The sequence below is a fragment of the Arthrobacter sp. Z1-15 genome (assembly GCF_054792395.1).
The window spans coordinates 1,723,533-1,749,525 of the sequence record NZ_CP096454.1; the positions used below are offsets into that span (position 1 = coordinate 1,723,533).

The following is a 25,993-nucleotide window of genomic DNA, read 5'->3' on the forward strand; positions in this document are numbered from 1 at the left end:
CAGGCGCGGCTCCGGCCTGCAGTGTCCCGTTTTTTAGGAAACCGCGCCGGCTTCGGCACGCGCAGCCAGCCGGGCAAATGCCCCGTCACCGGCCCGCAGCAGCGCGGCCGTTCCCCGTTCCACGATGGCTCCGTCCTCCAGCACCACCACCTGGTCCGCATTTTCCACCGTGGAGAGCCGGTGTGCGATGGTTAGCGTGGTTCGTCCGGCCGAGAGCCGTTCCAGAGCCAGCTGCACCTGAGCCTCGGTGGTGTTGTCCAGCGCGGAAGTGGCTTCGTCCAGGACCAGGACGGGCGGATTGCGCAGGATGGTCCGGGCAATGGCCAGCCGCTGCTGCTCGCCGCCGGAGAAGCGGTGCCCGCGCGCGCCCACAAGGGTGTCCAGCCCCTGCGGCAGTGCGCCGATGGAATCGGCAATCTGCGCGGCGGCAAGTGCCTGCCAGAGTTGGTCGTCACTGGCGTCCGGCGCCGCCAGCAGCAGGTTCTCGCGGACCGATGCGTGGATCAGGTAGGTCTCCTGCGACACCACGCCGACAATCCGGGCCAGGTCCTCCGGCGCAATCTCACGCACATCAACTCCGTCAATGGTGACCCGGCCGGCGCTGACCTCGTTCAGCCGCGGCAGCAGCGAGGCCAGCGTGCTCTTGCCGGAACCGGTGGGGCCGACGACGGCGGTGGTGCTCCCGGCCGGAAGCTCCAGGCTGATGCCGCGCAGGATGTCTGTGCCGTCGTCGTACGCGAACCGCACCTCCTCAAAGCGCACCTGCCCGCGCACGGCGGCCGGATCCATCCGCACCGGGTTCGCCGGCGCTTTGATCGCCGGTACCAGGTCCAGGTATTCGAAGATCCGGCTGAAGAATGCCAGCGCCGTGACCCACTGGACGCCAATATTCAGGAGTCCCATGACCGGACGGAAGATGGCGGCCTGCAAACCGGTGAAGGCCACGAGGGTGCCGATGGTCATGCCGCCGCTGGTCGCCGGAAAACCGGCGGCGAGGTAGATGACGGCCGGAATCGCCGCAAAAACAATCTGCATGGTGGCCATCCGCCAGCTGCCTGCAAGCTGGCTGCGCAGCTCCAGGCCGACGAGCTTCTCGGAGCGGGTCTGGAACCTGTCCGCGTCGCGCGGGATGGTTCCCAGGGTTTTGGCCAGCCGTACACCGGAGACGGACAGGCCTTCCTCCACCTGCGTATGCAGGGCGGCGAGTTCGCGCTGGCGTTCGTCGGTGACGGTGCGGCGGATCTGCGCCACGCGGCGCGACAGCCAGATCGCCGGCGGCAGGACCACGAGGGAAATCAGGCTCAGGCCGGGGGACAGGGCTGCCATGGCGACGGCGGTGGCAACGGCGGTGGTGAGGTTGGAGGCAACCCCGGTGGCGGTGGAGGTGACAACCGACTGCATGCCGGAAATGTCGTGCGTGAGCCGGGACTGCACTTCGCCGCCGCGCGTGCGGGTGAAGAAGCCCAGCGACTGCGCCTGCAGGTGGGTAAAGAGCCTCACCCGGAGGGTGTGCATCACCCGCTGGCCCATGCCGGTGGCCAGCCAGGTTTGTACGACGCCGATCACCGAGGTCAGGGCAGCCACCGCCACCATCGAAGCCGCCAGAATCAGCAGCAGCCGGATGTTTCCGGACGGCAGGGCGTCATCGATCACAGCCCGGACCAGGAAGGGCTGCGCCAGGTTGACCACCGAGGACAGGGTAATAAGTGCGACAACGACGGCGATGGTCCCCTTATGGGGAGCGAACAGGGCCGCGATGCGCTTCATGCTCACCGGGTGCCGCTTCAGCTGCTTCTTGTCTGCGGGGTTCAACCGCGCAGGGCCCCGGCCGCTGCCGGATCCCCTGCCGCTTCCGGGGCCCGCGGGGGCCGCTTCGGGTATAGCCATGGTTCCTCCTGATGCTGCGGTATCTGCGCTGCAGCTAATAGAGAGGTTACCTCACTATGTGGTTACCCGCTACATGGGTAGACTGTTTTCCATGATGAACGCTTCTGCCGATCCGGCAGCTCTGGGTGAGCTGATGCACACCGCCTTCCGCGGGCTGCGCAAGCGCTGGATGCAGCAGCTCGCCCCTTACGAACTGACGCCGCACCAGTTCCGGGCCTTGAGCGCGGTTGCCCGGGCCGCTTCCAGCGTGAACGGGAAAGAACCCGGCGTCAACGCGAAAGGGCCCGACGGTGGGCAGGGGCTGCGGCTGAAGGAGCTGGCGGAGCGGCTGCACATAGCTCCGCGGTCCGCCACCGAAGTTATTGACCAGCTCGAGGGCAAGGGTCTGGTGGAACGCCGGCCCGATCCGACGGACCGGCGGGCGTCGCTGCTGGCGCTGACCGGCGCGGGGGAGCGGCTGCGTGAGACCGTACTGGCTGACCGCAGGCGCGAGGCTGATGAGTTCTTCTCGGTCCTGGAGCCCGGGGACCGGGCGGAACTGGCCCGGATTCTGGGCGAGCTTGCCGGGGACGGGCACAAGCAGGGGTCCTAGCGGCGCGGAATAGGTTCCGGGATTGGACCGCCGCGTCCGCGACCGGCCACAATAAAGCAGGCTTAGTTTCTGCTTTTCGAGGGGTGCCTATGAGTAAAACAGGGCATGGTTCGTCCACCTTCCGTCCGCGCCACCCGGGGCCCGAGCCTCGGTTCCGCGTCAACCGGGAGTCGCTGCGCGCCTCGCTGTGGTTTTGGCCGACCTGTGCGTCCCTGGCGGCGCTGGTGCTGGCGCTGCTGCTGCTGCAGGTCCGTCCCGGGGAGAATGCGGAATGGGCGCAGTGGATCTGGCCGGCCGACGTCGAAGCAGCCAGCGGCCTGCTGCAGACCGTGGCCACCAGTGTGATGACCGCTGTCACAGTGACGTTCTCGCTGACCGTGGTGGCCCTGCAGCTGGCTTCGCAGCAGTTTTCGCCCCGGCTGCTGCGGGAATTTGCCCGCGATGTGCGCACCCAGACAGTCCTGGCGGTCCTGCTGGGCACCTTCGTGGTCAGCATTACGGGGCTGCACGGGATGGATCCGGACCGCCCGGTCCCGGTGCTGGTGGTTGGCCTGGTCTATGTACTGGGAATTGCCAGCGGGGTGGTGCTGCTGCTGTTCATCGGGCACATCACCCGGTCGCTGCGGGTGGACACCATGATGCTCAACGCCCATCAGGGTTGCCTGGCCGTGCTCCGCGAAACGTATCCCGATTCCGAGACCGGGGAGGTGCAGCACTTCCCGGAGCCCGACGGCGGCACTGCGGTGCCGGCGCGCCGCAGCGGGATCATCCAGGCCGTCCACGCCAAACCGCTGGTCGACATGCTGTCCCGGCACGGGCTGACCATGCGCATTGAGGTACAGCCCGGGGACCAGATCACGGTTGGCACGCCCGCGGCCCGCGTGTGGAGCGACGACGGCGGGACGGTGGTGCCCATGGCTGCCGTGCAGCAGTCCTTGGCCGAGGCCCTGGAGATCGGATATGAGCGTACGGCCGAGCAGGACGCGGCGCTGGGGCTGCGCCAGCTGACGGATATTGCGGTCAAAGCGATCTCCCCCAGCATCAATGACCCCATCACGGCAGCTCATTCCATGGGGTACTGCGCCGACCTGCTGGTGGATCTGCAGCGCAGGCGGCTGGGCCCCGAAGCGCATAAAGACGCCTCCGGCGCGCTGCGCCTGGTCACAGTGGGGCGCGACTACCGCTACTTTCTCGATCTGGTCTGCGGGCCGGTGCGGCGCTTCGCGGATTCGGAGCCCCTGGTGCTCACCGCCGTCCTGCGGCTGCTGCGGGACTGCGCGGCCAATGCGGTCAACGACGACCAGCGCGCGGAGCTTCGCCGGCAAACGTCGCTGGTGCTGGAGAGCACCCGCGACCACCTGGTGACCGCTGACAAACTGGAGATCCGGGACATGGCGCGCCGGGTGGAAGAGGCCCTGGCGGGGGATCTGCGGGCAGCCTTCGCGGACCGGGCCGGGGAGACGCGTTCGGTGTAAATGCGCCGGCGCCCGCTAAGCCCGCCGCTGCGCCTCCGCCGCCCGGCAGTGCAGCCGTGCCAAGCTGTGGCCATGGATCCGAAAACCAACATTCCGCCCTGGCCCGCCGTCGATCCGGCCTGCGGAGGTGTGCGGCTGCGCCGGTTCCGGGACGAAGATGCGAATATGGCCCGAGAGCTGTCCCTGGACGAGTATGTCCCCACGATCGGCACCCTTCCGGCCCGGGCCACGGAGGAAGAGGCGCTGGCCTGGGTTGAGCGTCAGCGGCAGCACCATGTCCGGGGAACGGGGTTTGCCTTTTGCATAGCCGATGCTGCCTCCGACCAGCCCCTCGGGCAAATCGGGCTGTGGGCCCGGGAGCTGGGCGCGGGCCGCGCGCAGGCAGGCTACGCAGTTGCCCCCGGAGCCCGCGGCCGCCGCGCCGGCGCCGAAGCGCTGCTCGCCCTGCTGGAGTTCGGGTGGACCATTCCCGCGCTGCATCGGGTGGAGCTGCTGATCGAGCCGTGGAACACAGCCTCCACCCGAACCGCCGAGTATGCCGGCTTCACCCGGGAGGGCCTGCTGCGCAGCCACCAGGAAATCGCCGGAGAACGCCGGGACGTGCTGATCTATGCCGCGGTGCGCGGACAGTAGCCCCCGGGGTCGGGCGTAATACCTAGGCGCCGGCGTCCCCGGCACCGTTGACTCTTCCGGCATGGCTGCCGGACAGTGGAGCCATGCCCGATACCGCCGCACGCTTGTGGGAGAGCCTGGCCGAAACCGTACGCTCCGGGTGGTGTCCCGGGCTGGTGGCCGGAGTACGGATTAACGGTGAAACTCACATCTTCGCCGCCGGATCGCTGGGCTTTTCGCGGTCGGAGCCGATGGCCGAGGACACTCCGTTCCGCATTTCCTCGCTGAGCAAGATTCTCGGCGGCGCCCTGGCGCTGAGCCTGGTGGCCGACGGCACGCTGGGACTGGATGACGACGTCGCCCGCTGGCTCCCGGCGCTGGCCAACCCGCGGGTCCTGGTCACACCCGACGCGCCGCTGTCAATGACCGTTCCGGTGCGCGGACCGATCACGGTCCGGCAGCTGCTGACCTTCACCGCAGGGCTCGGCATCGACTTTTCGGCTTCCCCTTACGCCGCAGCTACCCGGGATCTGTTGTGGGGGCCCAACCCGCCGGCAATGACGCCGGAGGAATACCTGACCCGCGTGGGCGAACTGCCGCTGGCACATCAGCCGGGGGCTCGCTGGATGTACCACGCGTGCGCCGACGTGCTCTCGGTGCTCCTGCCGGCCGTGACCGTGACCCCGCTGGGCCGGCTGGTTGAGGAGCGGATCAGTAAGCCGTTCCGGCTGGCCGCCACCGGGTTCCCCACAGGCTCCGAGGACTTCCCGGTGGTTTATGCGGCCGACGGCGACGGCCGGCTCCGCGAGGCGGTCGAGTACCGCGACGCAATGGCCGGCCCGCCGCAGTTTCCGTCCCTGGCCGGCGGACTGGTCTCCACCGTCCCCGACTACCTCACCTTCCTGTCCGCACTGGTCAGGGACATCGTGCTGCCGCCGGGGCTGCGGCGGCAGATGACGGAGGACCAGCTGACGTCCCCGCAGCGGGTGGGGATGGCTGAGCTGGCCGGGCCGGACGAATCGTGGGGGTTCATGACGGCCGTGCAGGTGGGGGCGGGGCATCCCTGGTCTTCACCGGGGATGTGGGGCTGGTCCGGCGGCTCCGGCACCAGTGCCGCCGTGTATCCGGACGGGGACATCGGCGTCGTTTTCACGCAGCGCTTTATCAGCGGGCCGCAGGATAACTTCGACTTCTTCTGGAAACCCTTCGGGGAACTGCGGAAAAGGGTCTACTCGTCGTAGATCAGGGCCGTCACAAAGTGCGTGTGTGAGAATGACGCATGACCACTCGGCAGGCACGGGCAGCGCACCGGTGGGCTGTCGGTTTAGCTGCGGCATCCCTGACGGCATTCATCGCGAGCACGGCAATTCTCTTATCTAATGCGGAGCTGTTGCCCGGCGCGGATCTCCTCCGGTTCCTGTTGGGCACCTTCTTCGGACCGCTGGCCTTCGCCCTCTCGGTGACTGTGCTCCTGCGGAAATCAGGACGACTGTCCGCTTCGGGAGCGCTGCGCTCCGCGGCGGCCGCCGTTCCCGCGTGCGGGCTGGCGGCTGTGGCGGTTGCCAGCCTGGCTGTCGGTGTTGAGGAGGTTGACGCCGGAGCCCGGATCGGCTGGTTTGGCTCAGCAACGCTCCTTTTCTGCATTGCGGCGTGGGTTTTCGGCACGCTTTCCCTCATAGCACCGCTCAGATCGGTCACTGCCGGCGGTCTTCCGGGCACTGTCGCGCTGGCAGCATTCTCCGCCCTGGTCCTCGGGGGCCTGCTCCTGCTCGCGCAGTTGTTCGGCACGCTTGCGGCGGCCGTGCTCCTCCTCGTGGCCCTGCACCCGGGCGCCAGGGCTCACCGGGGTGCTCAGGGAACTCCCGGGGCGCCGGCGAACCCCTGGGCAGCCGGGGCGCGGCCTGCCGTCGGGCCGGCGTCGGAGGAGCCCCGGCGAAGGGGTGTAGCTGCGGCTGCCTGCCTGGTGAGCGTGGTGCTCGGGATTGGGTGTGCCGTCTTCGCTGTCAGCGGCAGCAGCTGGACATCCCTCGCCGCAGACGCCACCCGTGCCATGAACCTTGGCCTGGCTTCCGGAGCACTGGCGGCGATTCCTGCGGTTATAGCTGCCGGGGTGGTTCTCGTTCCGCGGCTGGGCGCCGTCATGTCCTGGGCTGCAGCGCTGTTGTGCGCGGGCCTGCTGCTGGAGGCGGCGGCGCAGCTGACGGGTTCCGGTGATCCCGCCCAGTGGCCGCTGACGCTGGCGGCGGCGCTGTCCGCGGGTTTCGCGCTTTCCCTGTCCTGCGGACGGCTTATCCCGGACGGTCGGTTCCCGCGTACCGGCACTACCGTTCTGCTGGGCTTTGCGGGGGTAATCCCGGGTCTGGTCCTCGTGACGGCAGCCGGGTTCATAACCCCGCTGGCGGCAGCAGTGCTTTTTGTTCTCCTGCTGCGCGGCCGCGGGAAGACCGGGGGCCGGAAGCACACTCTGCAGCCAACTTAGGCGGAGGGCAGGTACGCCAGTACGGCGAGCACCCGGCTGCCGAAGAGGCGACTTCCTGACCGAACCGATAGAGGACCTCCCGCGAAGGTCCGCGCTGGTCAGAAGTTTCCGATTCCCTTGCCCACCAGAGTGACCCCCAGGATCAGCAACACGACGGTCATCACCGCCGTGTTGTTCTGCACCAGCCAACCCCGGAGAGATTCCAGAGGTGTCTGCATCCGGGCAGAAGCGACCAGATAGGAAATGACCGGAATCCCCACGGAGCTGGCCGCCACAAGTGTGAAGATGATGATGGTCAGGGCCTGACTGCCGAATGGGTCTCCGCCGGTGCCGACAGTGATGCCGGCACTGGCGGACAGCAGCAGATTTTTGGGGTTCACCGCGGCCAGGAGGAAGGCCAATCCCAATGCCTTGCCCGGAGACATCGAATCGATCGCTCCCATCCATGCGGGCAGCGTTGCTGTCTCTCCGGGACGCGGGCGGCTGCGCCACTGGCGGAGAGCCAGAACGAGGAGGAGTAGGCCGAGGAAAATCTTGATGGCACCGGCGACCGGTTGGGCGGCATCAGGATCCTTCTCCGGGATGATGCTCGACAGGAGTGTAAAGACCGTCACGGCAAAGAGGACACCGACTAGCCAACCCAGCAGGAAACCGAGACTGGTCGTCCTGGCTTTGGGGGATAGCAGCATCAGGATGGCCGCAATGATAGGAATCGGACTGATCGCAATTCCGAGTGCGAGGGGGAGAATTTCGCCGATTGCGGTGTTCATGGGCTGGGGTCCTTCGTCCTAGAGTTTGCCATACTGCAGAGCGGCTGGCCTGGTATTCTTCCGCGTCATCCCGTACTGGTTCGCGAGCCCGGACCGGAACTGTTGCCGGCTTCGATGCTCACCCGTCCCTGTCCCTATCGGTGCGCAAAGCCGCAAGGGCTTCCCGGTTCGTGTCGAAGACACGAACGCCGTCCAGCAGCCGCAGGTGTTCGAGGCGGTCGCGGATTTCTGGCCGGAGCCTGCTCAGTGAAAGATCGGTGCCCCTGGCCAGAAGGAAGGACTGCAGTGATTCCCATGCCTCGGCGCCGGTGACATCCACGTCAGTCACGGCTTCCATATCGAGCACGACGTGGTTGGAAGCAGACCCGTTGACGGCACGTTCCACTGCCTGCACGAAGACCGTGCTGTTGGCGAAAAAGAGGGGAGCAGCGAGCCTGACGATCACGACTCCGGGTGCTGTTGGGATACCGGCCGGCGCTTCCTCCAAAAGAGAGGACTGGGGGTTATCGTCTGCTGCGAGGACATCAATGCGTGGACTGGCGGCACGCCGGGTGACGTTTACAACGGCAAGCACAAACGCGAGGAAGACCCCCGCGATGGGTCCGAGCAGGAGCACGCCGAGGCAACAAACGGCACCGATCGCGAATTCGAACCGGTCTTGGCGCCAGAGCGTTCGAAAAGCACGAATACCCAGCAGAGGGATGACTGCGATGGCGACGACGGCGCCGATGGCGGGCGAGGGGATGTGTTCCAGCAGGCCGGTGCCGAAGACGAGGAGCAGGAGAGTGCCGGCCGCCGCGACCAGTGTGGGGAGTTGCGTGCGCGAGCCCGCCTGATCCATCGCGGCTGTGCGGGAGGTGGAGGCGCCGACTGCGAATCCGCCGCTGGCGCCCGCACCGATGTTGGCGACGCCGTAGGCAAGCAGGTCCCGGTTAGGCGAGGTCGGATAGTTTCGTTTCTGGCCGTACGATCGGGATACGAGCAGCCCCTCGCTCATCGTCACGACGGTGAGGGCGACGGCTGAAGGCATGAGTTGTGCCCACTGCGCCCATTCGATGACCGGCCACGTGAGCGTCGGCGGCCCCGCCTGCACCGGCCCGAGCACAGAGACACCGCTTTCTTCCGCAGACGCGAGCGTCACGACGGCGGTCGCAGCGACGAGCACGATGAGAGCCCACGGCACAGTCGCAGCCAGCCGTTGGCCCGTCACCAGGAGGACCAGAGAGCCAAGAGAGATCAGGAGGGACCACAGGTTGAGGGTCGGGATGCCCCTGATCAGGTCGAGGCTTTTCTCGATGAATTCAGCGCCGGGAGCGAGCTTGACCCCGATCATCTTGGCGATCTGCGAGACAAGGATGTCCAGCGCGAGTCCTGCGACGAATCCGACCAGTATCGGCTTGGAGAGAAAACCGGCAAGGAACCCGAGTTTAAAGAACGAGGCGAGGAGGAACAGAATGCCACTGATCAGCGCCTGCGCGAGGGCAAGGGTTATGTAGTTTTCCTGGCCGGCGACGGCGAGGCCGCCGAGCGAAGAAGCGACCAGAGCAGCGGCGGCAGCATCGGGTGAGGCAACTACCTGGCGCGAGGATACGGTGAAAGCGTAGAGCACTGCGGGGACTACCAAGGCGTAGAGGCCGGCGGTCGGGGGAAGCCCCGCGATTTGCGCATAGCCAATGTTGAGCGGGATCGCGATGGCGAGCAGTGTCACCCCTGCGAGAACCTCCCGCGCAGCGTTGCGGCGGGTGAGCCCGCTGAGCGGACGGATGCTTAGCAAGGGTTGGGCCCGGTGTTCATCTGTCGTCCCTCCTGTTGACCGCGTTCACTCGGGCCTGGCCGCGAGCAATCACCGGTGAGAAACAGAACGATGAGCCGGCCGGCGAGCCGGGCAACCGTCGAGCAGCCGATTCGTTGGGAGGCTATCGGCACACTGGCGCAACCGTCTAGCCCGCAGAGGGCAGAACAGGCCCAAACCGGGAAATATGGAGCCGTATGCGCAACCGGATGCATCCGCCGCTCGGGAGATTTTTTCCTTCAGCCAGTGACAAACCGTCACAATGAAGAAATCGATGCCAAGAGGTAATTGTCAGGGCTCGACGGCGGCCAGCTGCCTCGACCTCTAGACGGATGCTGCCGCGTCCTTCAGCCTCTAAAGGTAAAGGGTCGCCAGAGGGAGGCAGCTCATGATCCAGAACGATTCAACCGAATCCATCGAATCCGCTCATCGGTCGCTATCGAGCAGTCTTCCTTTTGAAGACACGGCTGATTTCGACGCCGCCGGGAAAGGGTTCCTCGGCACACTAGACGATTCATCTATCCGCAACGAAGCGGGGGAGGTGGTCTGGGACGCCGCCACGTACGCATTTCTCGACGGTGATGCACCAGCGACAGTGAACCCGAGCCTGTGGCGGCAGTCAACGCTTGTTGCGAAGCACGGACTGTACGAAGTCCTCCCTGGCATCTACCAGGTGCGAGGGCTTGACCTGTCGGTGATGTCGATCATCGAAACCGACACCGGTGTGATCGTTGTGGACCCGCTCATCTCAGCGGAAACAGCAGCGGCCGCTCTCGGACTGTACGCAAAACACCGCGGAGACCGGCCTATCGTCGCCGTCCTTCACACGCATAGCCACATTGATCATTTCGGCGGCGTGCTCGGTATCCTCAGTCAGGAAGACGTGGATGCCGGGCGCGTTCAGATCTTTGCCCCGGAGGGCTTCGTGGAGCATGCGGTCTCCGAGAATGTGTACGCCGGCACGGCAATGGGCCGCCGCGCCGGATACATGTACGGCGCAGCATTGGACAGGGGTCCTTCCGGCCAAGTTGGAGCCGGGCTTGGGCAAACCACCTCCACCGGCACGGCCGGCATAATCGCGCCGACCGTCGAGGTCCGGAGTACCGGGGAGAGCCACACTGTCGATGGAGTTGAGATCGAGTTCCAAATGGCGCCCGATACCGAGGCTCCCTCGGAGATGCACTTCTACCTTCCCCAATACCGGGCACTGTGCATGGCAGAAAATGCCACTCACAACCTACACAATCTGCTCACCCTCCGAGGGGCGCTCGTGCGGAATCCGCACGTATGGTCCCAGTACCTCACAGAAGCCGCAGAGCGGTACGGGGACCGGGCAGAGGTGCTGTTCGCTTCGCACCATTGGCCGACGTGGGGCAGCGACCGGATTGTCCATTTCCTAGGTGTGCAGCGCGATCTCTACGGTTATCTGCACGACCAAACCCTCCGACTGGTCAATAAAGGTTTCACCGGCGCCGAAATCGCCGAGGACTTCGTGCTCCCACCGGCCCTGGAGGCGGAATGGAGCACCCACGGCTACTACGGGTCTGTTTCACACAATGTGAAGGCGATCTACCAGAGGTACATGGGCTGGTTCGACGGCAACCCGGCCCGGCTGTGGCCGCATCCCCCGAAACCTCAGGCCGAACGTTACGTCGCAGCGATCGGTGGCGTGAGCCGGGTCGTTGAGTTGGCGCGCGACGCATACGGTGAAGGCGACTTCCGCTGGGCAGCCACCCTGCTCGACCACGCCGTGTTCGTCGATCCCGACAACACGACCGTGAAGGAGCTGTACGCGGATACACTCGAGCAACTCGGCTACGGATCTGAGAACGGCACATGGCGCAACTTTTTCCTCTCCGGTGCCACCGAGCTGCGAGGGGAAAACTTTGGTACCCCCACCACCACGAACGCGCCCGCCATCCTCGCTCAGCTAACCCCGGAGCAGCTGTTCGACTCAATCGCGATCACGGTGAACGGACCACTGGCGTGGGATCTGGACCTGGCAATGGACTTGACGCTCAGCGACCTGGGACGGAGCTTTCACCTCACGCTGCACAACGGCGTGCTTGTCTATGTGGAGCGCGAGCCGGACGGGTCGGCACCGTTGCATTTGACTCTGACGAAGCCTCGCCTGCTGGCACTGGTTGGAGGAGACAGCGCCTCGGAGGGACTCGGGGTGGCGGGTGACTTGGATGTCTGGACGCAACTAACCGGAGTACTCGACCCGGGAGATCCAGACTTCAACATCATCGTGCCCTGACCGCAATGAGACTGTATGAGCGCGAGCGGGTTACCCCGGCCAGCAGGGCTCGCGAGACCGACCCGTGTCCTGCTGACGGTCAGGGCTGAGCGTGACTTTGAGGTCCCTCTCCGTGGTTCTCCGGACGGTTCCTCGGTCCGTCGGTCACTTCGACGGCTCCAGATGAACCTCGTAAGCCGGAATGAATTCGAGGGTGATGTGAGACGGATCGATGCCCTGGCTCTCCAGCGAGGCAACAAGGTCCGCCGTGTCCGGGACAGGCATTGGGCCCGCAAGGGACAGTGTTGCAGTGGTGCCGCTGACCTGCAGCTGGGCGATTCCCCATCCGTTGGCCGCAGCCCAGGGTTCGGCAGCCTGCCTAATCGAGCCTTCCAGCAGTTCTTGTCCGGTGGCCCGGATAGAGGAAAGTGCCAGCGGGATCCCGACAACGACGAGCATGGTCAGGGTGGTGAGCATTGCTCGATATGGGCGGTTCCAGCCTGGATGGTTATCGGAGGCAGAGGGAGTATCAGCGCCGCTCCTGACAGTACTGCCGATCCGATAGATCGTCAGGACAATGACGCCGGTTGCGAGGATCGCAGTCACGTTGGCGGCGAAGAGGACGAGAGCGCCTACCGTTTGGCCCCAGGCACCCGATTCCAGCGTCAGCCCTGCAACGCACAACGGCGGTACAAGCGAGATGGCAATCGCCACGCCGGGCACTGCGTCCGAGACATCTCTGCGAACCAGCCCAATCGCGCCGACCACACCTGTCGCCAGTGCCGCAAGCAGGTCGATAAGGCCCGGGGAGACCCTGCCGGCAATTTGGGCGTTTGTCGAGGCCAGCACGGGGGCGGTCACGACAAGGCCGACCAGGTAACCGACCGCAACCGCAGCTGCAGCGCCGGCGAGGACCAATCCCCAGCTCAGCAGCAGGTTGCGGCGGTCTCCGGTCACGGTGGCCAGGACTATTCCGAGGATCGGGGTCATCAGCGGCGCGATGATCATCGCGCCGATCACCGTCGCGGTCGAGTCGCCGACAAGGCCGGCGGACGCGATCACCGCGGACAGGCACAACAGGAGCCAGAAGCGGCTGAACTTGACGCCTGCGTTCACACCCTCGAAGAATACGTTCTCCCGCATCTCGGAAAGATTGTTCATCGGTCTTTTCCATCCGTCCGGTGCGCGGCTGTGTTCACCTGTCGGGTCGATTATGGGACGAGGGCTCAAAAGAACGTAAGACTCGCTCCATCCGGCAGGAGGAAACACCATGGGAAAAGGTGAGCGGCTGCGCGGCAGGATCAACCCCCTTTGGGTGCGGATACGCTCAGTGTTCCGTCGCGAAACGATGGGAAAGGACACCGTCGCCGGGATGCGGCAGGGTCCATGGCGCTCGCCGTCCTGTTGATTCCCGGAGTAGTCGCCCGGGTGGCTATGCCCTCGCTTGCGGCCTTACTTATCGTTGTGCGCATCGGTGCCGTCAAACCCGCCCGAATTGCTTCGGTGGCAGACCTCCGTCGATATTCTCCGGTTACGCGGTGTTGACCAGCTCGGTCTGGCCCTGGTCGACGTCCTGCGTCGCTATGCCCGCGATCTTTCAGTTCATGACAGCAGGCTCCGGGTGATCACCAGCGAACAGGTCCTGAACGAGATGATAGCGGGGGGCTTGTCTCCGAGATCGGGGAGGAGCCGGTGTGCCGGGGTACGGAATGGTTGGGCGACACCACACGCACCGCGTGGACTGACGCGCACGCATGGGTGGTCGGGGACGGGGGGGCTTAGGCAGCCGAAGCCGCGCAGAAAGAACCCTCCGGGAACCGGGCCGGCCACCGGCCCCGGTGGGGATAACCCCCGCGAGGCACGGCCGCTGGCTCAAAAGTTATAGACCTTCCCGGCGCTGATGCCTCCGTCCACAACAAATTCCGCACCGGTGGAGAAACTGGACTCGTCGCTGGCCAGGAAGAGGACGAGGTTTGTGACCTCCTCCGGTGCCGCCGGCCGGGTGAGGGTGCTCTCGGTGAAGTCGATCGGTTTCTGCTCGCCCAGTACGGCGGTCATGGGGGTCTGGATGGAGCCGGGGTGCACCGAGTTGACCCGGACATGGGAGGGGCCAGTTCCAGCGCCGCGGATTTCGTCAGCCCGCGGAGACCGAACTTCGAAGCGGTGTAACCGTGCATGCCGGAAACGCCTTCCAGCCCGGCGGTGGAGGAGATGTTGATGACCGACGCCGGGGCGGAGGCCTTCAGCGCCTCAACGGCTGCACTCATCCCCAGGAACGGTCCGGTCAGGTTAATGTCGAGCACACGCTGCCAGCGTTCCACCGGGTATTGGCCGATGGGCCCGCCGTCCAGGATGCCGGCATTGTTGACCAGTACGTTCAGCGAGCCGAAGCTTTCCAGGGTGGCCGCCACTGCTGCGGTCCAGTCCTCGGCGCTGGTGACGTTCAGGTGCACGTAGCGGGCAGCGTCACCGAGTTCTGCGGCGAGGGCGGAACCGGCGTCGTCATTGATGTCGGCGATCATGACCCTGGCGCCTTCGCGCACGAAAGCCCGTGCGTGGGAGGCGCCCATGCCGCTGGCGGCTCCGGTGATGAGGGCTACTTTGTCCTTGAGGCGTTCGCTCACGCTGTGCATCCTTCTGGTTGGAGTTCCGGCGCACCGGGCGGCGGGCAGGTCTCGGGATGTGCGGCCGGGTGGATCATGCCGGACGAGCAATACGCTACCTGACGCCGGTGCCCGCCTGCGCCGGTTACCCTTCCTCTGGAGCCTTGTGCAGGTCACGCACCAGGTACAGCCAGGGAAAGGCACGGCAGCCCACCTGCCAGCCGTCCGTCTCGTAGTGGTGGGTGGGCCGGGCCCACAGTACCCGGCGGTGTTCCCACTGGGTGTCTGTCCGCAGCATCCGGTGCCTCAGCACGTCCACGCCGATGGTTCGCCAGCCCAGCCTCCCGGCGAGCTCCAGCTCGCTCATTTCGTCGAAGGCGGTGACCGGGCCCAGCCAGCGTTCCCGGGTGTCCGCTGCCGCCTCATCCTGCCGGCCCCCGAAGCGCTGCTGCACTGCCTGCCGGGTCATGCCGAGCTCACGGCCGAGTGCGGCCCAGCTGACGCCCGCGCTGCGCGCTGCCGCCACTGTACGGCGCTGCAGCTGCTGGCTGGCCTGCTCGGCGGCGCCGGCCCTGCGGACGAGGGCAAGGTGGTCCGCCTCCGTGAGGCTGCCGGCGTCGTCGTGACTGCCGAGAATTAACGCACCGATCTGTTCCTGCAGGTCCCCGCCGGACCGATCCGTCATGACCGGCCCTCACGCTTGCGGCTGGGCAGCCAGTCGTTCCGGTCGCGGCTGGGCAGCCACTCGGTGCCGTCCGTACGGTCCTTACCCCGTTCCCACCAGATATAGCGGCCAAAGACATACGCGGCAAGGATCATCAGCATGACGGCGGCGCCCGAGCACATGCCGCCGAAGAATCCGCTGAGGTCCAGCAGCAGGTAGAGGCTGCCCAGCCCCAGGCCGAGGGCGAGCAGGAGGAGCGCCATCCACAAATAGGTGCGTCTGATATTCATGCGTCAAGTAGAGCTTGACACCTCTCTCCGTGTCAAGACTTGATTGACATCATGCAATATCAGTCGGCAGCAATAACGGCAGATACTCTGTTTAGGCAGCCGGCACCTGCGTATTGTCAGCCGGACTAGAAATACCCAACGGACAAGATCACCCAGAGCAGCGGACCAACGGATGGCTCTCGTCGCCGCCATCGGCGCCGATTTCATTCCCCGCAAGGCCTGGATTCCGCCCTGCTGCGTGAGCCGGGCGATGGGATATAAAAGTGCAGACTGCAGGCAGGAGTGCCACCGTCATGAAACATACCCTTCAAATCCGTGTACAAGTCCCGGGTTTCCTCGTTATATTGCTGCTCGCTTTGCTGGGGATGGCAGGGCCGGCGCAAGCCGGCAGCATGCCAACGCAGAACGACCCCGGAGGTAAGAAGATCAGCATCTGTCATCATCCGCAGGGCTCGCCGGCGGGAGAGTTCAACTTTCTTCAGGTAAGTACATCCGCTGTGTTCGGCGGCCACGAGTATCACGAATTGGATATTATCCCGCCGTTTGAAGGCTACGGCGGAAGTGCCGCGTGGAACGCAGATCAGGAACGAAGCGCCCAAATCCTGGCCAACGAATGCTCCGAAACACCGTGTCCACCAACACCAACACCAACACCAACTCCGACACCAACTCCGACACCAACTCCGACACCAACTCCGTCACCATCACCAACCCCCACGGATTCGCCGACCCCCACGGATTCGCCGACCCCCACGGATTCGCCGACCCCCACGGATTCGCCGACCCCCACGGATCCCGCCACAACCGAGCCCACCGCTGAAGGCACGGCCACCGAAGGCGGTACCGGGGCGGGTGAGTCAGGCCCCTCGGCCTGCGTCTGCCCCACTACCCTTCCAGGAGCATCTTCTTCAGTTGCCGGACAGGAGGGCCAGCCCGGCACAACTGCGGCACCCGGCCAGCCGGGCGGGGCGGTGGGACCGGACGGTACAGTGCCTGACGCCGCAGCGGGAGCGGCGGGAGGTGCCTGTTCCACCGCATTGGCAGAAACGGGCAGCACATCCAGCGGCTTGTCTACCGGACTTCTCATCCTGGGGGCTGGTGCATTGTTGGCCGGCGCTGTGGCCGTCATGACAACCGTGGTTCCCCGCGGACGTCATGGCTAACCCCTGCTGCTCAGAACTCAGGGGCTGAAACCGTAATCGAGGACGGCGGCGTAGAAGACTACGCGCCGTCCTCGGGCACCAGATTCCGCCGCAGCTCCGCACACAGTTCAGCCAGCGCCTGCGGGGCGCTGCGGCAGAGGCGGGGGAAAGCGAGGTAGCCGTGCGGCATGCCCACATAGGTGGTGACCCGGACCGGCACTCCGGCTTTGCGCAGGGCGTCGGCATACCGCAGTCCGTCGTCGCGCAGGGGATCGTGCTCGGCCACCTGGATGAGCGCCGGGGGCAGCCCGGTGTGGTCCGGAGCCAGCAGGGGAGAGGCGTACGGATTGGCATAGTCCTCCGGTCCCGGGAGGTAGAGGCTGCGGTAGCGGAGCATGTTCCGTTTGGTGAGAAGGGGTGCGTTGGCATTCTCCTCAATGGAGGGGCTGCGCATTGTCAGGTCTGTGGCCGGGTAGACCAGCCCCTGGAAGGCGATGGCGGGGCCGGACCGGTCCCGGGACATCAGCGTCAGCACCGCAGCCAGGTTGCCGCCGGCACTGTCGCCCGCCACCGCCAGCCGGCCGGCGTCGGCGTCCCATTGGCCGGCGCGCTCCGCGACGTCGCACAGGGCGGCATAACAGTCCTCGGCCGCGGCGGGCCAGCGGTGTGTCGGTGCCAGCCGGTAGGCCAGGGAAACGACGACGGCGTCCGCGTCCCGGGCAATGGTGCTGGCGATGCCGTCATAAATGTCCAGGTTTCCGAGGCTCCAGCCGCCGCCGTGGATCAGCACCACCAGGGGGAGCGGGCCCGCGGTGTCCCGGGGCCGGTAGATCCGGATGGGAATGCGCCCCTCGGCCCCGGCCGCGGTGTCATTCCTGACGTCCACTTCCGGGGCAAGGCCGCCCAGCACCCAGTCGACCACCGGATTGTGCCGGATGGTGCGCCGCTGGTCGGCGAGGATCTGGGCATCGGTCTTGCGGGAGACCGAGAACAAGCCCATCACTTTGCCGAGCAGCCGGACGCGTAAATCCATCTGTGCCATTTTTGGATGCCTTCCTGGTTCTTCGGAATTCTGGTTTAGCGTGCGTCCCGGAGCTGCCGGACGGCCCCGGCCGCAGAGGCATCCCGGCTTTCCAGCATGTCCCTGCCCGTGAGTGCATCCCACGCGAAACTTGCCAGCCAGTGCGAGGACATGAACTCTTCGGTGACCACCGCCTCCAATCCGGCATCCAGCAGAGGATCCAGGGCTGTGGCCAGGGCCTCGGCGCTCGCAGTGCGGGTGCCGCCGGCACGATCGAGGACCCGGAGAATCCGCGCCGCCTGGCCGGCACGGGAAAGGTTGAGCCCGTGCAGGTGGACCATGTGCCCGTCGGTCTCGTCGGCGACGGCGACCGGCCGCAGGATCCGCGAGTCGGGTGTCAGGTTGGGCAGGAATCCCTCAAACCAGGAAGCAAAGACCGCCGGATCCAGGACCCGGGCCATCAGGTCCGCCTCGCTGAGGCCAGCGGAGAGGAAATCCTGGCCGCTCAGTTCCCAGTCCGCAGCCCAGCCGATGTCGCGGCCAAACCAGCGCCGGGCCGCCGCAGCGCACGCTCCGGCCGCATCGGCCCGGCCGAGGGACTGCAGCGAGGTGTACAGCATGCCCGCGCCAAAGGCCGCATTGGTGTGGATTCCGTGCCGCACCGGGTATTCCACCCGCTCCGTCCAGGCCGTGACCAGCTGCGCCACCACGTCCGCGAGCGGATCCAGCGCTGCGCCCCAGCGTTGGATCTGCGGATCGGAGGAAGCGGCGGCGGCGTCCGCGAGGCGGACCAGCCAGGCCCACCCGTAGGGCCGTTCCCAGCCGGGGTGCGCCAGCAGATAGGCGCCCTCAACCGCCAGGTTCTCCGCGGTCAGGGTGGCCTCGAGCTCCGCGCGCAGTGCGGCGTCGCGTCCGGCGTCGAGCCCGTGCTCCAGCAGGCTCACGCCGAGCCAGTGCATGTGGACACAGGAGTGCCAGTCAAAGGAGGTGTGGAAACTCGGGTGCAGCTCCCGCGGACTTGGCCGGTCCGCCCCCGAAGATTCCACATGGTGGGAGGCGTACGGGTAGGGGCGGCGCAAATTGTCGAGGACGACGTCGGCATACGCGGCAGCGAGCTCTTCCCGGCGTGCGCCGGCGGTCCCGGCGCCCGGATGCACGGTGGATCCGGACGGGAAGGATTCGGTCACGGTGATCTCCATTCCCCGGCTTCCCGGGACAGGTGCCGGCAGGACCTGCCGGCAGCGCTTCTTTTGACGAATCATCTCACCCGGCGGCTAATTCGCCCGCGGGACGGGACGATCCGGGCCGCAGCCTCCCGCCGGCCGCAGCCCCGCTTGTACTGTCGAAGGAATTCCTGCGGTCCGTGCCGGCTGCCGCAGCCGGCGCATGAGGCCCGGTCCCGAAAGGAAAACCCATGGAGTATGTCACTCTGAACAACGGCGTCGAAATGCCCATCCTTGGCTTCGGCGTATATCAGGTTCCGCCGGATGAGACCGAGGAGGCGGTGACCAACGCCCTGGCTGCCGGATACCGTTCCCTGGACACTGCGGCGGCCTACCAGAACGAGGACGCCGTGGGGCGTGCGGTGCAGAAGAGCGGTATCGCCCGCAATGAACTCTTCATCACCACCAAACTCTGGATCCAGGACAACGGCGACGCCACCACCCTGCGCGCGTTCGAGACTTCCCTGCGGAACCTGGGCATGGAATACGTCGACCTTTATCTGATCCATCAGCCCTTCGGTGATGTTTACGGTGAATGGCGGGTGATGGAAAAAATCTGCACCGACGGCGGGGCCCGCGCCATCGGTGTTTCCAACTTCATGTCGGACCGGCTGGTGGACCTGATCATCCACAATGAGATCGTCCCGGCGGTGAACCAGATCGAGACGAACCCGTTTTACCAGCGGGCGGTCGAAAACCAGCTGATGAGTGACCGTGGAGTCCGGCACGAGTCCTGGGCCCCCTTTGCCGAGGGCAAGAACAACCTCTTCTCGGATCCGACGCTGACGGCCATCGCCGGGACGCACGGCAAGTCCGTGGCCCAAGTGGTGCTGCGCTGGCTGATCCAGCGCGGGGTGGTGGTGATCCCCAAGTCCGTCCGCCCGGATCGGATGGCGGAAAACATGGACGTGTTCGGGTTTGAGCTCAGCCCGCAGGAGATGGCGTCCATCGCCGACCTCGATACCGGCACGTCGCTGTTTTTCGACCACCGCGACCCCGAAGCCGTGGCCCGACTGAGCGGGGTGACGATGGAATAGCCCCCGCCCGGCAATCTCCGACGGCGGGGCACCGCGCGCCCCGCCGCAGTGACTCCCGACACAAACGCCACAATACGGCGGCCGGTTGTGAGCTGCATCATGGGTCCAGTACTCTGCTTACACCACGTGCTTTTCGACTATCGAACACGGTGTTCAACTATCGAACAGATAGGCAACACGGCACGGACAACAGAGAACACAACGAAGTGAGGACCACCGTGCAGTTCCACCATCACGGCTACGTATCCGGAGACCCGCGCATCCAGCCGGCGGCCGGCGTCGGCATCAACCGCCCCGATGATTTGCCCGAGGAAGTTGACGTACTCATCGTGGGCTCCGGGCCGGCGGGCATGCTGGCCGCAGCCCAGCTGTCCCAGTTCCCGAACGTCACCACCCGGATTGTGGAACGCCGCGGCGGCCGGCTCGCCATCGGCCAGGCTGACGGGATCCAGGCCCGCAGCGTCGAAACCTTCCAGGCCTTCGGCTTCGCTGAGGAAATCACCGCCGAGGCGTACCGGATCACGGAAATGGCCTTCTGGCGCCCGGACCCCGAGCAGCCCGAGAACATTGTCCGTTCCGGCCGTGCCCTCGACGACGAAGCCGGCATCAGTGAATTCCCGCACCTGATTGTCAACCAGGCCCGCGTGCTGGATTACTTCGCCCGGTACATGGCGTACGCGCCCACCCGGATGGCACCCGACTACGGTTTTGAATTCCAAGGCCTGGAAATTGACGACAACGCCGAGTACCCCGTCACCGTAACGCTGCTCCACACGGCCGGGCCCCTCGAGGGCTCCGAGCGCGTGGTGAAAGCCAAGTACGTGGTGGGTGCCGACGGCGCCCGCAGCCGGGTGCGCCAGTCCATCGGCTGCACCCTGGCCGGCGACGCCGCCAACCACGCCTGGGGCGTCATGGACGTGCTCGCCACCACTGACTTCCCGGACATCCGCACCAAGTGCGCCATCCAGTCCTCCAACGGCGGCAGCATCCTGCACATTCCGCGTGAAGGCGGGCACCTTTTCCGCATGTACGTGGACCTGGGCGTTGTACCCGAGGATGACAACGGCGCCGTCCGCAAGACCACCATTGAACAGATCATCGCCAAGGCCAACGACATCCTGCATCCCTACACCCTGGATGTCCGCAACGTCGCGTGGCACAGCGTGTACGAAGTGGGCCACCGGCTCACCGACCGGTTCGACGACGTGCTGCCCGGGGACCTGGGGACCCGCACCCCGCGCGTCTTCATCACCGGCGATGCATGCCACACCCACAGCGCCAAGGCCGGGCAGGGGATGAACGTGTCCATGCAGGACGGCTTCAACCTGGGCTGGAAGCTCGGACACGTGCTGGACGGACGCAGCCCCGAAAGCCTGCTCTCCACCTACTCCGCGGAACGCCAGGTGGTCGCGAAGAACCTCATCGACTTCGACAAAGAGTGGTCCACGCTGATGGCCAAGAAGCCCGAGGAGTTCGAGAATCCCTCGGACCTCGAGGACTTCTATGTGAGCACGGCCGAGTTCCCTGCAGGCTTCATGACGCAGTACACGCCGTCCATGCTCATTGCCGAGCCTGCCCACCAGGACCTGGCCGCGGGATTCCCCATCGGCAAGCGCTTCAAGTCGTCGCCCGTGAAGCGCGTCAGCGACGCCAACCCGGTCCAGCTCGGGCACCTGGCGAAGGCCGACGGCCGCTGGCGGATCTACGTCTTCGCTGATCCGGCCACCGCCGGAGCACCGTCCCCGACCACCGATCTTGCGGACTGGCTGGCGAACGCACCGGACTCCCCGCTGGCGGCGACGCCCGAGGGCGAGGACCGCGACGCCTGGTTCGACGTCAAGGTGATTTACCAGCAGCCCACCACCGGCATCGACATCGGGGCGGTACCGGCGGTCTTCAAGCCGACGGTCGGGCCGTTTGGGCTCACCGACCTCGCAAAGGTCTTCGGCGTTGACCCCGCGGACGACATTTTCGATGTGCGCGGACTCGACCGCTCCGGCGTCGTCGTGGTGGTCCGCCCGGACCAGTACGTGGCCAACGTCCTGCCGCTGACGGCGACGGCGGAGCTGGCGGACTTCTTCGCGCCGCTGCTGCCCGCGCGCCGGGTAGACACCGTGTGACTGCCGTGAACCGGCCGGCCTCCACCGCCTCCACCAGCCAAACGCTCTCCCGGGGCATCCGTGCCCTGGAAGTGCTGGCTGATTCCTCCGCCGGCCTGAGCATTGCCGACATCGCGTCAGCCCTGGACGTGCACCGGTCCAATGCGTACCGGATTCTGCGCACTTTGGAGGACCATTCCCTGGTGTTCCGCGACGACGCCGGCAAGTTCTCCATTGGACCGGGGATGGCGGCGCTGGCACGCGGGGTTGGCAGCCGGCTGCAAACCGCCGCCGTTCCCGAGCTCACGGCCCTGTCCTCGGCCCTGCAGATGACGGCATTTGTCGCCGTGTGGGACCGGCGCCAGTGCGTGACGCTGGTGTCGGTGGAACCGCCCCACGGCGAAGGGACCATTGTCCAGCGCCCCGGAACCCGGCATTCCTTTGCCGCCGGGGCAGCTGGCATCGCCATACAATCGGCGCTCACTGAAGCCGAGTGGGAAGAACTGGCGCCCGGGGAACCGTACCGTGAGGAGTCGCGCGCCGCGGCCCGGAACGGATTCGCGGTAAGCCGCGACGAAGTCATTCCCGGCGTGAGTTCGGTGGCCGTTCCGCTGCGCGTCAGCGGGCAGCTGCCGGCGGCCCTGGCCGTGGTGTACGTGACCAGCGACGTTCCCGCCGAAGGGCTCGGGGCGCGGGTGCGGGAATCGGCTTCCGTCCTTGAACAGCTGCTGGGGTAGTTCCAGCCTGTCCGGTGTCAGCGCATCGGAGCCTCCAGCACAGGCTAGTTATAGCTCGGGGGCTCCGCCGGAACCCACCGCGTCACGGTGAGGAACCCCGGTTCGGTCAGGTCAATGTCCGCTTCCAGTTTCTGGCGGAGGGTCCCGGCGAAGGGCGCCACCAATAGGGTGCCCACCCGGGTCATCCCCGCTCCGGCGGTCCCGTTCCAGCCGATCCCGGCGGAGGCACTGTCCCCGGGGCCAAGGGGAAGGGGGCCGGCAGGCGTGTCCTCGGTCATGAAGGACCCGCCGTGCACCGCGGTGATGTCCATAACCCAGCCGTCGGTGTTCTCGAACGCCAGGTCAGGATAGTTGTCGACGACGCAGCTGCGGTCGCCGGTGTTGGTGACAGTGATGCGTGCTCCGCGGTGCCCGGTGGCGGCATCCCAGCCGTCGATGTCCGCCGTGACCTCTTCGCCGGTGCACCACTGCGGGTCCGGCGGTGTGAGGGAAGGGCCAACCGGGTCGGCGCCGTACACCACGGGTTCCTGGGTGGGCTCCGGCGTTACGGGCTCGGCATAGACATCCGGATCCGTTGCCAGCACCGGCGTCAGCAGCAGGAGGGCAACGGAGGCTCCGGCAAAGGCCCACAGGGGCCGGAGCCAGGGCCGTCCGGAACCGGCGTCCCGCCGTGGCTGTGCGGACGGGGCGAACGGGTCGGGCGGGGCCGGCGGTTCAGGAGGGGTGCGCTGCACACCCGGCGAACGGGCCGCAAGCAGCGCCGGTATCCAGCCCCAGATCACGCCCCAGTAGGCACCGGACAACAGCAGGGGCGTCACGGAACTGAAGATGTAGATTTTCCGGGCCAGCGGCCATTCCGCCAGCACCAGCCCGCCGGCGAGAACGGCGGAACCGGCAACGGAGGCCACCACCACGCAGGCCCAGGCAGCGAGGAAAGCGGTGCCCCGGGAACCGGCGCCTTTGCCGGCGGCCGGCAGCAGCATGGCGGCGAACGCCGCCGCAGCCAGCGCCGCGAGGACTGTCACCACCGCAAAGCCCGGGCCCTCCAGCAGATGCCTCAGGTGATCCGGGAGGGCATTCGGGAAGACGAGCGCGGCCATGGGCGATGCAACCGGATGTAGCCGGAGGCCGGCCGGAGTCATCAGCAGATGTGCGGCCGTTGCGGTCAGTATCCACACGGCGGCCACGATGGCCGGAAGCAGCAGCGGGCGCAGCAACGGCGCAGATTTCCCCATTTGGATGATGCTACCGCCGGCCCCCGGGCTGCGGCGGAAGCCGAACCTTCCCGCACTGCCGTGTCCGGGTGAAGCCATCACGGCCAAAAGCGCTTCAATCCGCCTGACACCGTGGCGGCTGCGGCCTGCCAACGGTAGCGTGAGCGTCTCCGGTTGGTTAGCGATCGCGGATGCGTGGTGCATGAGAGTGCATGGGTACAGGACAGTGACCGATATGAACAGCAGCAACGAGAAGGACGCCCTGTGGACCTTGGTGCGCGCGGAGCGGGCACGGCTGGCCGAAGACCTCGCCGACCTGGCGGATGAGCAGTGGCAGCACGGCAGCCTGTGCGGGCAGTGGACGGTGGAACAGGTGGTTGCCCATCTCACGGCGGCGGCAAGCATGAACCAGCGGCAGTGGCTGCAAAGCATGATCGGCTCCCGCTTCCGCCCGGAGGTGCACAACCAGCGGCGCCTGACCGAGCATCTGGGCCGCACGCCGGCCCAGACCCTGGCCCGGTTCCGCGGCATCATCGACAGCACCACCGCGCCCTCCTCCCACACGGCCGCCTATCTGGGAGAAGTTGTTGTGCACGCCCAGGACATCCGCCGGCCGCTGGGGCTCCGGCAGACCCCGACAGTCGAGGCGCTGGTCCCGGTGGCTGAATTCTTTGCCGCCCGGGACTTTACGGTTCCCAGCCGCACCACTGCGGATGGATTGCAGCTGCGGGCCACGGACGGGCGTTTCACCGCCGGGTACGGACTGCTGGTGACAGGCACAACGCTGGCTCTTGTCATGAGCATGGCGGGCCGGGCCGCGTACCTGGACCAGCTTGCGGGACCGGGAGCGGCGACGCTGCGGGCACGGGTGCAGCGGGGGCAGGGGACCGGCAGGGGAGGCGGGGATTCGCTTGCCCGCGCATCCCATCAGGAGAAGAAATGACGACGGCGAACGGCGAGAGGGAAAGCGATGACTGAAAGCCTCCACAAGTACGCGGAGCTTTACCGGAAACAGGGGCCATGGTGCACCGCGTATGTTGATGCGGGAACGGGAACCGTAGACGGCCTGGAAGCCGCCGAGGTCCGCCCGGGCAACATCCGCGAGACATTGGAGCAACAGGGCGCTCCGGCCGAGGACCTGGTTGCCATGGAACAGGCGACGGCACCTGCGCAGGGGCAGCCATCTCCCGTGTCACGGTTTGTCCTTGTACGTCAGGGAACCGTGGAGCTGAACGAGCTGCTGCCCGGAGAGCTCGTCATGCCGGAGCGGATTTCACTGGACGTGGTTCCGGATCTGCTGCCGCTGCTCAAACACCGCCCGGAGGAGTTCCCGTACATCGTTGCCGAAGTCTCCCGTGAGAGCGCCGAGATCCGGCTGGAATACATCGGCCGGGCCGGCCCCGCCAATGTGCAGGAGGTCGAGGGATCAACCGAGGACATCCACAAAATCCCCGGGGGCGGCTGGGCGCACGACAAACTGCAGCGACGCACCGAACAAACCTGGCGCCGCAATGCGGACCAGGTTGCCGAAGAGATCGACAGAATCGTGGACAGCAGCGGTGCCCGGCTAATTGCCCTGTCCGGAGACATCCGCGCCCGCACCCTGGTCAAGGAGCAGATCGCCGAAGCCCACCGGGACCTCGTGAACCTCGTGGGTGCCCACACGCACACGGGCGGCTCACCCGCCGAGGGTTTGGAAGACGAAGTCCAGGAGCGGATTGCCCTGCAGTGGGCAGCCGAGCAGCAGGACATCATGGACCGCCTCGCCCAGGAGGAAGGCCAGGCCAATCCCCAGTCCGCGATCGGCATTGGTGCCGTCCTCCATGCCCTGCAGCAGGCCCAGGTGGAGGTGCTGATCATGAACGACGGCGCACTTTCCGAGCGCCGTCTGCTGGCTCTCGGAGCAGAACCGTGGGTGGCCAGCGCCGGCGAACAGGCGCTGGGCGCGGAAGAACTGGGCACGGTTCCGGCGCCTGCCGCTCTGCTGAGGGCCGGAGCGTTAACGGACGCCAGTGTCCTTTTGGTTCCGGAGGGCGTGCTGCCCGCCGGGACAAATATTGCCGCGCTGCTGCGCTGGCCCACCGGGCCGGCGGCACCCGGAACCAACGCAACGTAAA

General features: G+C 66.4%; 21 protein-coding genes and 1 pseudogene. 12 read left to right on the forward strand and 10 right to left on the reverse strand.

Going from position 1 to position 25,993, the window contains the following annotated elements; genetic code table 11:
• Window positions 1–33: 33 nt before the first annotated feature.
• Window positions 34–1,887, reverse strand: a complete 1,854-nt coding sequence (locus M1D40_RS07940) for an ABC transporter ATP-binding protein (protein ID WP_461170793.1) — start codon at window positions 1,885–1,887, stop codon at window positions 34–36.
• 91 nt (window positions 1,888–1,978) lie between these two features.
• Between M1D40_RS07940 and M1D40_RS07945 the strand changes: the two genes are divergently transcribed.
• The 5 genes from M1D40_RS07945 to M1D40_RS07965 all read left to right on the forward strand — a co-directional run bounded on the left by M1D40_RS07945 (window position 1,979) and on the right by M1D40_RS07965 (window position 7,045).
• Complete coding sequence (locus M1D40_RS07945; protein ID WP_461170794.1) at window positions 1,979–2,479, forward strand: MarR family winged helix-turn-helix transcriptional regulator; 501 nt, start codon at window positions 1,979–1,981, stop codon at window positions 2,477–2,479.
• Window positions 2,480–2,568: 89 nt separating this feature from the next.
• The gene (locus M1D40_RS07950) at window positions 2,569–3,954 is read left to right on the forward strand and encodes a DUF2254 domain-containing protein (protein ID WP_461170795.1); all 1,386 of its coding nucleotides are present in this window, start codon (window positions 2,569–2,571) and stop codon (window positions 3,952–3,954) included.
• Window positions 3,955–4,026: 72 nt separating this feature from the next.
• Complete coding sequence (locus M1D40_RS07955; protein WP_461170796.1) at window positions 4,027–4,587, forward strand: GNAT family N-acetyltransferase; 561 nt, start codon at window positions 4,027–4,029, stop codon at window positions 4,585–4,587.
• 83 nt (window positions 4,588–4,670) lie between these two features.
• Window positions 4,671–5,807: a serine hydrolase domain-containing protein gene (locus tag M1D40_RS07960; protein WP_461170797.1), complete on the forward strand. Its 1,137-nt coding sequence runs from the start codon at window positions 4,671–4,673 to the stop codon at window positions 5,805–5,807.
• 38 nt (window positions 5,808–5,845) lie between these two features.
• On the forward strand, window positions 5,846–7,045 hold the full coding sequence (locus tag M1D40_RS07965) for a hypothetical protein (protein ID WP_461170798.1): 1,200 nt from the start codon (window positions 5,846–5,848) through the stop codon (window positions 7,043–7,045).
• Between the two features lie 98 nt (window positions 7,046–7,143).
• On the opposite strand, the gene M1D40_RS07970 is transcribed toward M1D40_RS07965, so the two are convergent.
• Window positions 7,144–7,815, reverse strand: coding sequence for a GAP family protein (locus tag M1D40_RS07970; protein ID WP_461170799.1), 672 nt, complete (start codon window positions 7,813–7,815; stop codon window positions 7,144–7,146).
• Between the two features lie 118 nt (window positions 7,816–7,933).
• Window positions 7,934–9,589, reverse strand: a complete 1,656-nt coding sequence (locus M1D40_RS07975; protein WP_461170800.1) for a SulP family inorganic anion transporter — start codon at window positions 9,587–9,589, stop codon at window positions 7,934–7,936.
• A 406-nt stretch (window positions 9,590–9,995) separates the two neighbouring features.
• On the opposite strand from M1D40_RS07975, the gene M1D40_RS07980 reads away from it, so the two are divergent.
• On the forward strand, window positions 9,996–11,867 hold the full coding sequence (locus tag M1D40_RS07980) for an alkyl/aryl-sulfatase (RefSeq protein ID WP_461170801.1): 1,872 nt from the start codon (window positions 9,996–9,998) through the stop codon (window positions 11,865–11,867).
• Window positions 11,868–12,011: 144 nt separating this feature from the next.
• Here M1D40_RS07980 and M1D40_RS07985 read toward each other — a convergent pair whose 3' ends face one another.
• The 4 genes and pseudogenes from M1D40_RS07985 to M1D40_RS08000 form a co-directional block, all read right to left on the reverse strand.
• The gene (locus tag M1D40_RS07985; RefSeq protein ID WP_461170802.1) at window positions 12,012–13,007 is read right to left on the reverse strand and encodes a DUF389 domain-containing protein; all 996 of its coding nucleotides are present in this window, start codon (window positions 13,005–13,007) and stop codon (window positions 12,012–12,014) included.
• Window positions 13,008–13,718: 711 nt separating this feature from the next.
• A pseudogene (locus tag M1D40_RS07990) lies at window positions 13,719–14,479 on the reverse strand (glucose 1-dehydrogenase).
• A gap of 115 nt (window positions 14,480–14,594) precedes the next feature.
• Window positions 14,595–15,134, reverse strand: a complete 540-nt coding sequence (locus M1D40_RS07995) for a hypothetical protein (protein ID WP_461170803.1) — start codon at window positions 15,132–15,134, stop codon at window positions 14,595–14,597.
• Window positions 15,131–15,403 (reverse strand): hypothetical protein, encoded by a 273-nt coding sequence (locus tag M1D40_RS08000; RefSeq protein ID WP_461170804.1) that lies wholly within the window; start codon window positions 15,401–15,403, stop codon window positions 15,131–15,133. Before M1D40_RS08000 ends, M1D40_RS07995 begins: the two co-directional genes overlap by 4 nt.
• A gap of 628 nt (window positions 15,404–16,031) precedes the next feature.
• On the opposite strand from M1D40_RS08000, the gene M1D40_RS08005 reads away from it, so the two are divergent.
• On the forward strand, window positions 16,032–16,223 hold the full coding sequence (locus M1D40_RS08005) for a hypothetical protein (protein ID WP_461170805.1): 192 nt from the start codon (window positions 16,032–16,034) through the stop codon (window positions 16,221–16,223).
• A gap of 401 nt (window positions 16,224–16,624) precedes the next feature.
• On the opposite strand, the gene M1D40_RS08010 is transcribed toward M1D40_RS08005, so the two are convergent.
• Window positions 16,625–17,578 (reverse strand): alpha/beta hydrolase, encoded by a 954-nt coding sequence (locus tag M1D40_RS08010; RefSeq protein ID WP_461170806.1) that lies wholly within the window; start codon window positions 17,576–17,578, stop codon window positions 16,625–16,627.
• A 44-nt stretch (window positions 17,579–17,622) separates the two neighbouring features.
• A complete protein-coding gene (locus tag M1D40_RS08015; RefSeq protein ID WP_461170807.1) occupies window positions 17,623–18,753 on the reverse strand; it encodes a DUF2891 family protein in 1,131 nt (376 codons plus the stop codon).
• A 227-nt stretch (window positions 18,754–18,980) separates the two neighbouring features.
• On the opposite strand from M1D40_RS08015, the gene M1D40_RS08020 reads away from it, so the two are divergent.
• The 3 genes from M1D40_RS08020 to M1D40_RS08030 all read left to right on the forward strand — a co-directional run bounded on the left by M1D40_RS08020 (window position 18,981) and on the right by M1D40_RS08030 (window position 22,662).
• Window positions 18,981–19,826 carry an aldo/keto reductase gene (locus M1D40_RS08020; protein ID WP_461170808.1) on the forward strand — a complete coding sequence of 282 codons (846 nt, stop codon included), beginning with the start codon at window positions 18,981–18,983 and terminating at the stop codon, window positions 19,824–19,826.
• Window positions 19,827–20,044: 218 nt separating this feature from the next.
• On the forward strand, window positions 20,045–21,946 hold the full coding sequence (locus M1D40_RS08025; RefSeq protein WP_461171030.1) for an FAD-binding monooxygenase: 1,902 nt from the start codon (window positions 20,045–20,047) through the stop codon (window positions 21,944–21,946).
• On the forward strand, window positions 21,943–22,662 hold the full coding sequence (locus tag M1D40_RS08030; RefSeq protein ID WP_461170809.1) for an IclR family transcriptional regulator: 720 nt from the start codon (window positions 21,943–21,945) through the stop codon (window positions 22,660–22,662). Before M1D40_RS08025 ends, M1D40_RS08030 begins: the two co-directional genes overlap by 4 nt.
• 44 nt (window positions 22,663–22,706) lie before the next feature.
• Here the strand turns inward: M1D40_RS08030 and M1D40_RS08035 are convergent, their stop codons facing one another.
• Window positions 22,707–23,897 (reverse strand): DUF4232 domain-containing protein, encoded by a 1,191-nt coding sequence (locus tag M1D40_RS08035; RefSeq protein WP_461170810.1) that lies wholly within the window; start codon window positions 23,895–23,897, stop codon window positions 22,707–22,709.
• A gap of 214 nt (window positions 23,898–24,111) precedes the next feature.
• On the opposite strand from M1D40_RS08035, the gene M1D40_RS08040 reads away from it, so the two are divergent.
• A complete protein-coding gene (locus M1D40_RS08040; RefSeq protein WP_461170811.1) occupies window positions 24,112–24,819 on the forward strand; it encodes a maleylpyruvate isomerase family mycothiol-dependent enzyme in 708 nt (235 codons plus the stop codon).
• 27 nt (window positions 24,820–24,846) lie between these two features.
• Window positions 24,847–25,992: a baeRF2 domain-containing protein gene (locus M1D40_RS08045; RefSeq protein WP_461170812.1), complete on the forward strand. Its 1,146-nt coding sequence runs from the start codon at window positions 24,847–24,849 to the stop codon at window positions 25,990–25,992.
• The last annotated feature ends 1 nt before the right edge of the window (window position 25,993 follow it).

What these genes read in the sequence shown, in the direction of transcription:
- M1D40_RS08035 (WP_461170810.1), bottom strand. Translation starts at nt 23,897, where the DNA reads ATGGGGAAATCTGCGCCGTTGCTGCGCCCGCTGCTGCTTCCGGCCATC.
- M1D40_RS07965 (WP_461170798.1), top strand. Translation starts at nt 5,846, where the DNA reads ATGACCACTCGGCAGGCACGGGCAGCGCACCGGTGGGCTGTCGGTTTA.
- M1D40_RS07980 (WP_461170801.1), top strand. Translation starts at nt 9,996, where the DNA reads ATGATCCAGAACGATTCAACCGAATCCATCGAATCCGCTCATCGGTCG.
- M1D40_RS07970 (WP_461170799.1), bottom strand. Translation starts at nt 7,815, where the DNA reads ATGAACACCGCAATCGGCGAAATTCTCCCCCTCGCACTCGGAATTGCG.
- M1D40_RS07950 (WP_461170795.1), top strand. Translation starts at nt 2,569, where the DNA reads ATGAGTAAAACAGGGCATGGTTCGTCCACCTTCCGTCCGCGCCACCCG.
- M1D40_RS08010 (WP_461170806.1), bottom strand. Translation starts at nt 17,578, where the DNA reads ATGGATTTACGCGTCCGGCTGCTCGGCAAAGTGATGGGCTTGTTCTCG.
- M1D40_RS07960 (WP_461170797.1), top strand. Translation starts at nt 4,671, where the DNA reads ATGCCCGATACCGCCGCACGCTTGTGGGAGAGCCTGGCCGAAACCGTA.
- M1D40_RS07995 (WP_461170803.1), bottom strand. Translation starts at nt 15,134, where the DNA reads ATGACGGATCGGTCCGGCGGGGACCTGCAGGAACAGATCGGTGCGTTA.
- M1D40_RS07955 (WP_461170796.1), top strand. Translation starts at nt 4,027, where the DNA reads ATGGATCCGAAAACCAACATTCCGCCCTGGCCCGCCGTCGATCCGGCC.
- M1D40_RS07985 (WP_461170802.1), bottom strand. Translation starts at nt 13,007, where the DNA reads ATGAACAATCTTTCCGAGATGCGGGAGAACGTATTCTTCGAGGGTGTG.
- M1D40_RS08045 (WP_461170812.1), top strand. Translation starts at nt 24,847, where the DNA reads ATGACTGAAAGCCTCCACAAGTACGCGGAGCTTTACCGGAAACAGGGG.
- M1D40_RS07945 (WP_461170794.1), top strand. Translation starts at nt 1,979, where the DNA reads ATGATGAACGCTTCTGCCGATCCGGCAGCTCTGGGTGAGCTGATGCAC.
- M1D40_RS07940 (WP_461170793.1), bottom strand. Translation starts at nt 1,887, where the DNA reads ATGGCTATACCCGAAGCGGCCCCCGCGGGCCCCGGAAGCGGCAGGGGA.
- M1D40_RS08040 (WP_461170811.1), top strand. Translation starts at nt 24,112, where the DNA reads ATGAACAGCAGCAACGAGAAGGACGCCCTGTGGACCTTGGTGCGCGCG.
- M1D40_RS08020 (WP_461170808.1), top strand. Translation starts at nt 18,981, where the DNA reads ATGGAGTATGTCACTCTGAACAACGGCGTCGAAATGCCCATCCTTGGC.
- M1D40_RS08000 (WP_461170804.1), bottom strand. Translation starts at nt 15,403, where the DNA reads ATGAATATCAGACGCACCTATTTGTGGATGGCGCTCCTCCTGCTCGCC.